We start from the raw sequence: 12,014 nt of genomic DNA, 5'->3' as shown, positions 1-12,014 counted from the left end.
AGGAGCAGTGGATCAAATTAGATAGGTATCAAGCACCACGATGTAAGAGTACTAAGCCCCGTGCTTCCGAAAATAGATAAATCCGTTCTCAAGTAATTATAGAAACGCCCATTTTGGCTGCATGCATTGACAATCTCTGGAATGAGCGGAATATAAACACGACGAACATCGGCAACAAAAGTATAGTTATAAGTCGTAAATCCTCCTAACAAGTTCATCCAGACAATCGCGTCATCTGCGCGTAACTTCTCAGTGCTTATTTGCAGCTTGAATTTATTAGTTACCGCAACAAGATAAGACAAAGTACTGCCTTCCTGATCGGTGACATAGATAGTTGCCACGCCACTTTTCAACCCCACCACTTTGCCCTGTGCCGTCACGGGAGCCGTCAGTGGATCAGACGATGCATAGTCATACGGCGGAACACCACCGGTTGGAACCCGAACGCCGGTATTGCCAATCGAATCCTCCCCTGTTTTCGGCCACCCATCGACCTTCACCGAAAACCCGCTCAGTTTCATCTGTGTCCGATCAATGTTGAAACCCAACCGCTCAATCTCCCAGGGTTCGGACTCAAACTGATTCCCGTTTTTTTCCTTCACAGTAAAACGGTGTGACCCTTCCGCTATTGATATGAACTTGCTTTCCCACTTGTAATTCGTTCCGACTTTGACTTCTTCCCTCACCGTACCGCCATCAAGAACTTGCAACACAACACCCGTCAGCGCAGCCCCTGACAACATGACCTTATTGTCAGAAACAGTCCCGCGATGTTCCAGTTCCACGTTGAACGAGTTCTTCATCGAAATAATCACGGGCTTCTGAATGACCCGTGCCCGTGCAATTTTTGAAATTGCATTAACTTCATTTCCACGAATACGTTCGTAAAGAACCTTGACCGTACTGTCGGCAATCACCTTGGCATTGTCGATCATCAACCGATGGGTAAACGGAAGCCTTGTCACCTCAGCGTCTACCACGTGTTCAACCACGCTTCCGCTACTGGGTGTCGCGAAGTACTTCACCCTCAAGGTATCTCCGCTTTCCCAGCGTGGTGCAAAAACATGAACCTGAATGGTCAGATCCCGAGTGCCGAGCTTGTTCCAATCAATAGTGTCCGGCTCATCGTCGGGGTCGTCCGGGTCCTCGGCAATGTCGGGGGCGGCCATTCTGGCGCCCTTCAGGTCAATCACCAGGCGGATCGGCTTCGACCAGGGCGAGGTCGGGTCCGCTCCGTTGGTGAGTTCGTCCTCGACCGTAAAGTCAAACGCGGCTTGCGGATTGTCGCCAGCGGCTTCGAAAAAAGCTTTATCGAGCCACACCCCGATGATGGTCGGCTCAGTGGTCGGTGTGGAGGGGGCCTCATCCGGATGGACCACATGAGTAAGAACATGGCCGTTGCAGCGCAGCGAGATTTTGTCGAATGCGCGGCAATAAGGGTACATGCAATACGCCTGCACCCCCTGCGCCGCGCGGTCGGCATCGATGCCGTCGTCAATCACGTCTTGCGGCAGGGTGAGTCGAAGCTCGGAATGCCCTTCATCCCCTTTGATCTTGTCTTCGATGCCTGGACGAATCTCGTTGTATTTGATGGTAATGGGCGGTTCATAAGTCTCCTCGCTACTGTCAAGGCGCCGGGCCGTGTAGTTCAGGGTATTCGGCAGATCGGGAAGCAGCAGATTGTGGGCAATGTACAGCGTGGTCGCAGACGTAGCGGACTCGGTCTGTTCACTGGTGATTTTGTCCACACCGTTCAGATTCAGGAACACCGTCATGTTGGGCTCCTGGCCCAGCAAGGCTGGAACAATCACCGTTGCCCCCAGAGGTTTCTCCTCATAAAAACGAATGGCAAGACCATAATCCGCACCCGCCACATTTTCCTTGCCGTCGGGCAACCGAGGCGCGTAGAGATTGATTTCGTCACCCGCAGTCAACCCTTGATCAATCGGTTCAGTGGCCATGAGAACGCTCCTGATTTCACAAAATGTGTCGGCATTTTTTGCTCGCACCGTCAGAGCAGATCAGGCGCTATTCACAGGAAAATTGCCTACTGTCAGATCTGACAGTGGCGATGAACGGTCGGCAGTGCGCCAGAAACTTCGGGGCCGCTGCTGGACAAATTCACTTTGCCGCGTCGGATGCTTCTGGTATTTGATGGGAGCTTTCCCACCGACAAAAGGATTTCGGCATGAGCTATCGCACACTGGGTCACTCGGGGTTGCAGGTGTCCACCCTCACCCTCGGCACGATGATGTTCGGCGAGCAGACCAGCGCGGAGGACTCGCTGCGTATCATCGACAAGGCCTGGGATCAGGGCATCAACTTCATCGACACCGCCGACGTCTACACCAACGGTCGCTCGGAAGAAATCGTCGGCGAAGCCATCGCCCGTCATCGTCATGAATGGGTGCTGGCGACCAAGGTCGGTTTCGGCCCCGTGGATGGCGTGCCGAACCGCAGCGGCTTGAGCCGCAAGCACATCTTCAATGGTCTGGAGGCCAGCCTGACCCGGCTCGGCACCGACTACCTCGACATCTATTACCTGCACCGCGAAGACCACAACACCCCGCTGGAAGTGACGATCTCGGCGATTGGCGATCTGATTCGCCAGGGCAAGATACGTTATTGGGGCCTGTCGAATTATCGCGGCTGGCGGATTGCCGAGGTGATTCGCGTGGCGGACAAACTCGGTGTTGATCGCCCGGTGATCAGCCAACCGCTGTACAACATCGTCAACCGCCAGGCCGAAACCGAGCAGATCACCGCAGCCCAAACCTATGGTCTCGGCGTGGTGCCTTACAGCCCGCTGGCCCGTGGCGTGCTCAGCGGCAAGTACGCACCAGACGTGACCCCGGACGCCAACAGCCGCGCCGGCCGCCAGGACAAGCGCATTCTGGAAACCGAATGGCGCGTGGAATCGTTGCGCATTGCCCAGCAGATTCAGCAATACACAAAAGAGCGTGGGGTCGGGATTGTCGAGTTTGCGATTGCCTGGGTGCTGAACAACGGCGCGGTAACGTCGGCGATTGTCGGGCCGCGCACTGAAGAACAGTGGGATGCGTACACCAAGGCGCAGGCGGTGAAGATTACGGCGGAGGATGAGGCATTTATCGATTCGCTGGTGACGCCGGGGCATGCTTCTACGCCGGGGTTCAACGATGTGAGCCATTTTGTGTCTGGGCGTAAACCCCATAAGGCTTAGGATTTTCCCTAAACCTTGAACAGCCGATACAATCGGCTGTTTTTTATTGAATCAAGCGCGATCAAACGGAATCTGATTGATCGTTCGGAATTTGCAAGGGATCAGCACATGTCCAATCGCTCCGCCGAGCTCCTCAGAAAGCCACTGCGCGGGCTGCTGTTCAAATTAACGGGCGATAAAGATCTGCGCGCCCTCACTTGCGCTATGGAGCCCGCAACTTTCGGCGATCGCCGCCCCTCACTTGCGTACCGGGCCGACATTGATGGACTCCGCGCCATCGCTGTTCTACTGGTGTTGATCTTCCACGGCGAACTGGCGCTTTTCCCGTCCGGTTTCATCGGCGTCGATATCTTCTTCGTGATTTCGGGTTATTTGACCACCGCTATCATCATGAAGTCGCTGCACAACGGCACGTTCACTTTCTCGGGGTTCTACACGCGCCGGATCTGGCGACTACAACCGGCCGTTATTGCGTTATTGATCGTCACATTGACGCTCACGACGCTACTGTATTTGCCCGATGATTACGTCGATTTTTTAAAAAGCGAAAAGTACACCTCGTTAATCATCTCCAACCAGTACTTTTCCAAAGTGACCACGGGTTACGCCACACCGGATGCAGCAAGCCTGCCGCTGTTGCACACCTGGTCTCTGGCCATCGAATGGCAGTGGTATCTGATACTCCCCCCGGGCATCTGGCTGCTCAACCGCTATCTGCCGAAAGTTATTTTCAAAGCGGCGGTGCTCGGCCTGACCGTGGCGGCAATGGTGCTCGCGCTGTACCTGTCTTACGCCACTCCTGAGAAAAACTACTATTTCTTCGCTGCGCGGATTTTCGAATTGATGATCGGCTCTTGTGCGGTCATCTTCAGTACGGACAAGTTCCGGCTCAATCGCCTGAGCGCCTCTGTGGTCTGTGCACTTTCGCTGGTCACGATCATCTATTGCGCTACCCGGGACGATATCTTGCCGGGATTCCCGCAATACCATGCCATTGCCGTATGTCTCGCTACTGCAGCTTTGCTGTACCAGGGGATTGGTGATGCAAGCATTTTCGCCAAGCTGCTCGCGGCCAGACCCATAGTGTTTATCGGCACACTCTCGTACTCCTTGTATCTATGGCACTGGCCGATCCTGGCGGTGATGAATTACATGGGAATCGCGCTAACCCCGTCGATGACGATCATTTACTTCGTTTGCACTTTCATCACGGCCTGGCTCTCTTATGTGCTGATTGAAAACAAGTTCCGCAAGGCACGATTTGGCTTTGGCAAAACGCTCGTGGTACTGATGATTTTGCCCGCTATCGGCCTGTCGCTGCTGCACTCTGCCAGTGTCAGGCACGAGGGCTGGCCGGGCCGCTTCAATCAGGGCTACAGCAACATGCTCAACGATTTGAAAGCCTCTGTGCCAGTTGCTCGGGAAGGATGTCTTGGTGTCAGCGATGGTGCCGATCCAGGCTGCATATTCGGCGCCGATCACACGGCGCCACAAGTATTTCTGATGGGCGATTCGTTTTCGAATCACTACTGGGGTTTTGTTGAAACGCTGGCCAGGGATGCCAATCTTGCTGTACTCGCACAGGCTTACCCGGCGTGCCTGGCATTGCCCGGGATCTACCAGTACGACGAGAAAAAATACAAGAACGCGTTGTTTGAAAAATGCCACGACGCCGCTCAACGCTATTACGAGATGATTGCGAACAAGCATTTCAAGTATGTGATTGTGGGCCAGTTCTGGGAGGCTTATTTGAACGGTGACATCGTCACCAAACGCGATGATCCTCACAGCCTGGAACTGTCCCGACAACGCTTTGGCGTAGCAATCCGGGAAGCCCTGGATATTATCGTCGCATCAGGCGCTATCCCGGTGTTTCTGGAGAACACGCTGCCCATGCCACCTGGTATCAACGCGTGCCTGCTGCGCCAGGTCAAGTTGCGTGGGCTGATGGGCAGCGTCGAGCAAGGCAGCCTCTGCGCTGCTATGCCATGGTCCGGTAGCAAAGAACCAGCGCTGGAAACACTTTTTAATGAACTGAAGGCTGAATACCCCGGGTTAATCGTCATTGACCCGAAAACCGTGCAATGCACAGGTGATGCGTGCATGAGCACGGTCGACGGTTTTCCGGTCTATCGTGACATTGGGCACATCACCGATTACGCCTCTTACAAGTTTGGCGAGATGTATCTCATGAACTTTGGTAATCCCTTGCAAGTTGGGCAGTGATGATTTCTGCCTCCGGACGGGCTCCGCGGCAAGGTTGAAAGCTTCGCGAGCAGGCGAATGTCTATGGGCTGTTTCATGTGTGGCAAATATTGAGCATCTGCCCAATATTCAGCACAAAAACCACGTATCCTGCGCACCCCGTTTGACCATTACCCCGCGAGGACAGTTTGTCTAAAGGTATCGCTCTCTCGGTAACAGCCTCGACGCTGTTTGCCGTCATGTATTACTACACCTCGCTGCTCACCCCGTTGAGCGGCGTGGAAATCTTCGGTTGGCGGATGCTGCTGACCGTGCCCTGCATGACCCTGTTCATGTTGTTGTCCGGCGAATGGCGGCGGGTGCTGGACCTGCTGCGCCGGATCCCTGCGCTGCCGAAGCTGACCGGCGGGTTGATCCTGTCGTCTGCGTTGCTGGGCGTGCAGTTGTGGCTGTTCATGTGGGCGCCGCTCAATGGTTACAGCCTCGATGTGTCACTGGGCTACTTCCTCCTGCCGCTGGCCATGGTGCTGACCGGGCGCATCGCTTATGGCGAGAGCCTGTCGTACCTGCAAAAAGTCGCGGTGTTCTTTGCCAGCCTCGGCGTGTTGAACGAGCTGTATCAGGTGGGCGGATTTTCCTGGGCGACGCTGGTGGTGGTCGTCGGTTACCCGTTGTACTTCGTGCTGCGCAAATACCTCAAGACCGACAACCTCGGCGGCCTGTGGGTCGACATGACTTTGATGCTGCCGGTGGCGTACTGGTTTGTGCGCGGCGGCGAACAGGGTTTCGGCGTGTTCGATCAGTACCCGGCGCTGACGTGGCTGATTCCGCTGCTCGGCCTGATCAGTGCATCGGCGCTGGTGGTGTACATCATTGCCAGTCGCCTTTTGCCGTTCAGCCTGTTCGGCTTGTTGAGTTACGTTGAACCGGTGTTGCTGCTGGGTGTGGCGCTGCTGCTGGGCGAGAGCATCAAACCCGGCGAATGGTTGACTTACATTCCGATCTGGCTGGCTGTGGTGGTGCTGGTATTTGAAGGGTTCAAGCATCTGATGCGCCAGCGGCGCCCGTAAGACGAGCAATAAAAAGCCCGGCCTGCAATTGCAGGCCGGGCTTTTTTACATCTGATACGGGTTACTCGGTAGCGAGTACACCGCGACGCACCTGGTCACGCTCGATCGATTCGAACAGTGCCTTGAAGTTACCTTCGCCGAAACCATCATCGCCCTTGCGCTGGATGAATTCGAAGAACACCGGGCCCATCAGGGTTTCCGAGAAGATCTGCAGCAGCAGACGCTTGTCGTCCTTGTCTGATGCGCCATCGAGCAGGATGCCGCGCGATTGCAACTGATCCACCGGTTCGCCGTGGTTCGGCAGGCGGCCTTCGAGCATTTCGTAGTAGGTGTCCGGCGGCGCGGTCATGAAGCGCATGCCGATTTTCTTCAACTGATCCCAGGTCTTGACCAGGTCGTCGGTGAGGAACGCCACGTGCTGGATGCCTTCGCCGTTGAACTGCATCAGGAACTCTTCGATCTGCCCGGCGCCCTTCGACGATTCTTCGTTGAGCGGGATGCGGATCATGCCGTCCGGCGCGGTCATCGCTTTCGAAGTCAGGCCGGTGTATTCGCCCTTGATGTCGAAGTAACGGATCTCGCGGAAGTTGAACAGCTTCTCGTAGAAGTTCGCCCAGTAGGCCATGCGACCGCGATACACGTTGTGGGTCAGGTGATCGATGATCTTCAGGCCGGCACCGACCGGGTTGCGGTCAACGCCTTCGAGGAACACGAAGTCGATGTCATAGATTGAGCTGCCTTCGCCGAAACGGTCGATCAGGTACAGCGGCGCGCCGCCGATGCCTTTGATCGCCGGCAGGTTCAGTTCCATCGGGCCGGTTTCGATGTGGATCGGCTGAGCGCCGAGTTCCAGTGCGCGTTTGTAGGCTTTCTGCGAATCCTTGACCCGGAACGCCATGCCGCACACCGACGGGCCGTGCTCGGCCGCGAAGTACGAGGCGACGCTGTGCGGTTCGTTGTTGAGGATCAGATTGATCGCGCCCTGGCGATACAGGTGCACGTTCTTGGAACGGTGGGTCGCGACCTTGGTGAAGCCCATGATCTCGAAGATCGGCTCCAGAGTGCCAGGCGTCGGCGCTGCGAACTCGATGAACTCGAAGCCCATCAGGCCCATTGGGTTTTCGTATAAATCTGCCATGGTTGGCGCCTCATCATTCTTATCAATTAACCAGAGTTATTTGTCAGTAATGCTGAGGCCGGTGGGTGGCGCACAGGAGATGCCACGCACACTGCGGGCGAGGAAGTCACCGTAGATCAGTTGAAACCCGAATATCTTCATTGTCGACCCAAGGCTCTTGCGGGCGATGCTTCTGCTGCCAGAAGACGATTATTATTGTATGCGTAACCCGATTCTACACAGCGTAAATAGGGTTGTCTGCCCTCTCTATAAAATCCGCTTTTTTCGGGTCGGTGCAAGGGATTTGTTGCACAGCCAGATACCCGCCAGAATCAGCACACCGCCCAGGCACATGGCCAGCGTCAGCTGTTCACCCAGCACGATTGCACCGGCCAGCACGGCGGTCAGCGGATTGAGAGCAATGAACACGCCGGAGCGTGTGGCGCCGATTTTACGGATGCCATCGTAGTAACCGATGTAGGCCAGCGCAGAACCGAGTACGCCCAGATAGACCAGGCTCAGCCATTGACGCGGGCCAAGCGCGGCCAGGGCCGCAACGTCCACTTCGCCCCGGCTCAGGGCCAGCGCCCACAACATCAGGGTGCCCAGTAAAATCGAAAAGGTCACGGTCTGCACCGGGCCGATGCTGTGATTGAGGCTGCGTGAGAACAGCGAATAGACGCCCCAGCTCAAAACGCAGCCGAGGATCAGCAGATCGCCAATCCACGCGTCCGGCGTTTCGCTCAACAGCTGCGGGTTGCGACTGACGATCACCACAGCCGCCCCGCTGATGCAGATCGCAATTCCGGTCACTTTCAACCGGCTCAGCCGCTCCCTGAACAGCAACCAGGACGCGAGACCAATGACCGCCGGGTTCAGCGCCACGATCAACGAGGCACGAGAAGCGTTGATGTATTGCAGCCCGTAAAAGAAGCACAGGTTGTAGAAGAAAATCCCGAAAAAACCCAGCAGCGCCAGTTGCAGCCATTGCCTGGGCGTGGGCCGCGCCAGCGCAATCCGCGCCAGTCGCAGAAACCCGAGCAATGCCACGCTGGCCAGCAAAAACCGCAAGCTGGCAGCAAACACCGGACTCAGGCTACCGGCCAGAAAACGCCCGGCCACCCACGTTCCGCCCCAGATCATGGTGACCAGGGCCAGGTTCAAATAGACGGGCATGTCCGAAGCGGCCGGACGAACAGGTTCATGACAACTCATAACGTTCCCAATGATGAGACTGGCGGATGACGTATCATTCGATCGATTCCTCATCATCGTAAAATGAGTCTTTACTCATGACCCTGACCCAACTCGAAATCTTCTCGATGGTGGCCGAACTGCGCGGCTTCACTCTCGCAGCCCATCGTTTGGGAATTTCCCAGTCGGCGGTGTCCCACGCCTTGAAATCGCTGGAACAGGAACTGGGCGTCGAACTGCTGCGCCGGCATCAGTCGCAAGTTGAACTGAGCGACATCGGCGAGCAATTACTGCTGCGCGCGCGGGCGATGCTCGGGCTGGCCAATACGTTGCGTCAGGAGGCCGCGGATGCGCGCGGCATGAAACGCGGCACCTTGCGCATTGGTTCTTTCGGGCCGACGTCCTCGATCAAGTTGCTACCGAAGATTCTTCAGCGCTATCGCGAGGCGCATCCGGGGATCGAAGTGCACATTGATGAAGGCCCGGATCGGCAAGTCATCCAGTGGCTGGAGGAGCGGCGGATCGACATCGGTTTTGTAGTGCTGCCAGAAGAGCGCTTCGACACGTTTGCCCTGATTGAAGATCGGATGGTCGCCCTGCTCCCGCCCGGTCACCCGTTGGCGGCGCGTGAATCAGTAAGCCTCAAAGACCTTTGCAACGACCCGTTCGTGCTGACCGAGGCCGGTTCATCGGAGCTGGTTTCGCGCCTGTTCAACACCGCGCGGTTGAGCCCGAACATCCGCTATCGCTGCTCGCAACTGCTCAGCACTCTCGACACGGTCGGACGAGGCGATGCCATGACCGTGGTGGCCGAAGGTTCGTTGCCTTTCGATTCCGCCCCACGCTATGTCAAGCGACCGCTGTCCCCCGCAGTCAACCGGCAGGTGGGCCTGGCGGTGCTGGATCAGCGCCAGGCGTCACCCGCCACACTGGCATTCATTCAATTGGCAACACGGCTGGATTACCGTTGAGCAGCGCAGGTGTCATTGACCATCTATCATGGGCTCAGATCACGGGAGTTGCGCGCACGCTTCGCCTGCCATCAAGTGCCCCACTCCATTGCGACAGGATGCGCCCATGCCACTGACCGTCAGGCCCCGCCGCAAGCGCAGCACCCGGATTATCGTGACGTTGCTGTGTGGCCTGCTGCCGATCGTACTCGGCAGCGTGATTCTTTATATGCAGGCCGGGCGCGCCCTTCAGCAGAGTTCGCAACACACCGCCGATGAAGCCCTGCGGCAGTTCGAACTGATGCTCGACAATACCGCCCTCGCCGCCCGGGAGTTGCTGCCGCTGGCCGGCCAGACCTGCGAGACTGTAAAACTGGCCTTGCGCGAACAAGTCACCCGACGCCCGTTTGTGCGCTCGACCAATCTGGTATGGGACGACAATCTCTATTGCAGTTCGCTGTTTGGCGACTTCAAGGAAGTCGTCAATCCGGGCGACTACACCCAGGGCAAGTTGTGGCTCATGAACGGCAACCCGGTCACGCCCGATACTGCGTTGCTGGTATATCGTCTGAGCGAAGGGCGCGCAGGCGCACTGACCACGCTGGACGGCTATCACCTGAGCAACATCCTGCGTCTGATCGGCCGGCACACATTGTTGTTACTGCAAGTCGGCAACAACTGGCTCTCGGCCGACGGCAAAGTGCATCAAGGCGCACTGCCCGCGTTGCCGGTGGCGCAAAGTACCTTGCACTCGCCGCACTATGCATTCTCGGTCACCGCCGCGTTTCCGGAAGGCGAAACCTGGCGCTACATGAAAGATGAATACCCGCCGCTGTTCAGCCTGCTGATGTTCTTCGGTGCGGTATCGGCAGCGATCGGCTACATCTTGCAGAAGCGCTCCACATCGCCCAGCCATGAAATGCTGCGAGCTCTGGAGGCGGGAGAGTTTATTCCCTACTTTCAGCCGGTGGTGCATGGCGACAGTAAACAGTGGTCGGGCACGGAAGTGCTGATGCGCTGGAACCATCCCAAGGAGGGGCTGGTACGTCCGGACCTGTTCATCCCGTTTGCCGAACACTCCGGGCTTATCGTGCCAATGACCCGCGCCTTGATGCAGCAGACCGCTGTCCTGTTGGGGCCGCTTTCATCGACCTTTACCGCGCCGTTCCACATTGGCATAAACATCACCGCCAGCCACTGCCAGGATCTGGAGCTGGTTGAGGATTGCCGTGAATTTTTGTCAGCTTTCCAGCCGGGCAGCATCAGCCTGGTCCTGGAGCTGACGGAACGCGAGCTGATTGAGCCGTCCGAGATCACCCACCAGCTGTTCGAGCAACTGCGTGCGATGGGTGTAAAGATCGCGATTGATGACTTTGGCACCGGTCATTCAAGCCTTGGCTACTTGAGAACGTTCAATGTCGACTTCCTCAAGATCGACCAGACATTTGTCGCGATGATCGATAAAGATGCCCTCTCCCGGCACATTCTGGACAGCATCATCGAGCTTTCCACCAAACTGGATCTGGGCATCGTGGCCGAAGGTGTAGAGACACAAGCCCAGTGTGATTATCTGGCCGCCCACCATGTCAACTTTCTGCAGGGCTACCTGTTCGGCAAACCGATGCCAGCTGCAGACTTCATCGATGCATTAACTCATCATTAACTTGGCAGCATAAATCCTGACTCGCCGACAGCTCGCACCAAATTGATACAAAACAGCGTTGTTGTTACATGAAGAAAAAGTCAGGATTTACTCTTGCCGCATTAACTACTACAATTTTTCTTACCTGTTGCAAGATTGGCAGGTGAGCCATTATCACCGAGTCGCTTCAAGGCTCTTGGCTTATAGCTTTGTTTGCGGTTGGTTTCAGCTAAACACACTATTGGAGTAAAGATATTGTCCAGACTCGCTGAATTTCGTGCAGCTGAAAAAGCCCTTCAGGAACAGCTCAAGCAGCTGGAATCGCTGAAGAACGATGCCGGGCTCAAGAAAGAAATCGAATTCGAAGAAAAGCTCCAGGGGCTGATGAAAACCTACGGCAAAGGCCTGAAAGACATCATCGCCATTCTCGATCCGAACCCGGCGAAATCCGGTCTGCAATCGACCGCCGCACCTAAAACCCGCCGCGCTCGCGTGGTCAAGGTCTATCAGAACCCGCACACCGGCGAGCTGATCGAGACCAAGGGCGGCAACCACCGCGGCCTGAAGGCCTGGAAGGAGCAATACGGTGCAGCCACCGTTGATTCCTGGTTGCGCAGTTAATCCCTCGCAAACA

At 56.4% G+C, this 12,014-nt stretch carries 9 protein-coding genes; 6 read left to right on the top strand and 3 right to left on the bottom strand.

Annotated elements, in window-relative coordinates; genetic code table 11:
- Positions 1-17: 17 nt before the first annotated feature.
- A complete protein-coding gene (locus MKZ87_RS02575; protein ID WP_085701999.1) occupies positions 18-1,961 on the bottom strand; it encodes a hypothetical protein in 1,944 nt (647 codons plus the stop codon).
- 227 nt (positions 1,962-2,188) lie between these two features.
- On the opposite strand from MKZ87_RS02575, the gene MKZ87_RS02570 reads away from it, so the two are divergent.
- The 3 genes from MKZ87_RS02570 (at position 2,189) to rarD (ending at position 6,477) form a co-directional block, all read left to right on the top strand.
- Complete coding sequence (locus MKZ87_RS02570) at positions 2,189-3,202, top strand: aldo/keto reductase (protein ID WP_085696030.1); 1,014 nt, start codon at positions 2,189-2,191, stop codon at positions 3,200-3,202.
- A gap of 108 nt (positions 3,203-3,310) precedes the next feature.
- The gene (locus MKZ87_RS02565; RefSeq protein ID WP_085701998.1) at positions 3,311-5,428 is read left to right on the top strand and encodes an acyltransferase family protein; all 2,118 of its coding nucleotides are present in this window, start codon (positions 3,311-3,313) and stop codon (positions 5,426-5,428) included.
- 167 nt (positions 5,429-5,595) lie between these two features.
- Positions 5,596-6,477 carry an EamA family transporter RarD gene (rarD, locus tag MKZ87_RS02560; RefSeq protein ID WP_085696028.1) on the top strand — a complete coding sequence of 294 codons (882 nt, stop codon included), beginning with the start codon at positions 5,596-5,598 and terminating at the stop codon, positions 6,475-6,477.
- Positions 6,478-6,538: 61 nt separating this feature from the next.
- Here rarD and hppD read toward each other — a convergent pair whose 3' ends face one another.
- Both hppD and MKZ87_RS02550 read right to left on the bottom strand, forming a co-directional pair.
- Positions 6,539-7,615 (bottom strand): 4-hydroxyphenylpyruvate dioxygenase, encoded by a 1,077-nt coding sequence (gene hppD, locus MKZ87_RS02555; RefSeq protein WP_085686995.1) that lies wholly within the window; start codon positions 7,613-7,615, stop codon positions 6,539-6,541.
- Positions 7,616-7,861: 246 nt separating this feature from the next.
- On the bottom strand, positions 7,862-8,809 hold the full coding sequence (locus MKZ87_RS02550; protein ID WP_085701997.1) for a DMT family transporter: 948 nt from the start codon (positions 8,807-8,809) through the stop codon (positions 7,862-7,864).
- A 77-nt stretch (positions 8,810-8,886) separates the two neighbouring features.
- On the opposite strand from MKZ87_RS02550, the gene MKZ87_RS02545 reads away from it, so the two are divergent.
- The 3 genes from MKZ87_RS02545 (at position 8,887) to MKZ87_RS02535 (ending at position 12,001) form a co-directional block, all read left to right on the top strand.
- A complete protein-coding gene (locus MKZ87_RS02545) occupies positions 8,887-9,759 on the top strand; it encodes a LysR family transcriptional regulator (protein WP_085701996.1) in 873 nt (290 codons plus the stop codon).
- A 106-nt stretch (positions 9,760-9,865) separates the two neighbouring features.
- Complete coding sequence (locus tag MKZ87_RS02540) at positions 9,866-11,401, top strand: EAL domain-containing protein (protein WP_085701995.1); 1,536 nt, start codon at positions 9,866-9,868, stop codon at positions 11,399-11,401.
- Positions 11,402-11,635: 234 nt separating this feature from the next.
- Positions 11,636-12,001, top strand: coding sequence for a histone-like nucleoid-structuring protein, MvaT/MvaU family (locus MKZ87_RS02535; protein WP_085696023.1), 366 nt, complete (start codon positions 11,636-11,638; stop codon positions 11,999-12,001).
- Positions 12,002-12,014: the final 13 nt, after the last annotated feature.

The organism is Pseudomonas sp. MCal1 (assembly GCF_026341415.1).
GTDB lineage: Bacteria > Pseudomonadota > Gammaproteobacteria > Pseudomonadales > Pseudomonadaceae > Aquipseudomonas.
This window is presented reverse-complemented; position numbering and strand designations above follow the sequence as displayed.

Coding starts and splice junctions, on each gene's coding strand:
- MKZ87_RS02575 (WP_085701999.1), bottom strand. CDS start 1,961: ATGGCCACTGAACCGATTGATCAAGGGTTGACTGCGGGTGACGAAATC.
- MKZ87_RS02570 (WP_085696030.1), top strand. CDS start 2,189: ATGAGCTATCGCACACTGGGTCACTCGGGGTTGCAGGTGTCCACCCTC.
- MKZ87_RS02565 (WP_085701998.1), top strand. CDS start 3,311: ATGTCCAATCGCTCCGCCGAGCTCCTCAGAAAGCCACTGCGCGGGCTG.
- hppD (WP_085686995.1), bottom strand. CDS start 7,615: ATGGCAGATTTATACGAAAACCCAATGGGCCTGATGGGCTTCGAGTTC.
- MKZ87_RS02550 (WP_085701997.1), bottom strand. CDS start 8,809: ATGAGTTGTCATGAACCTGTTCGTCCGGCCGCTTCGGACATGCCCGTC.
- MKZ87_RS02545 (WP_085701996.1), top strand. CDS start 8,887: ATGACCCTGACCCAACTCGAAATCTTCTCGATGGTGGCCGAACTGCGC.
- MKZ87_RS02540 (WP_085701995.1), top strand. CDS start 9,866: ATGCCACTGACCGTCAGGCCCCGCCGCAAGCGCAGCACCCGGATTATC.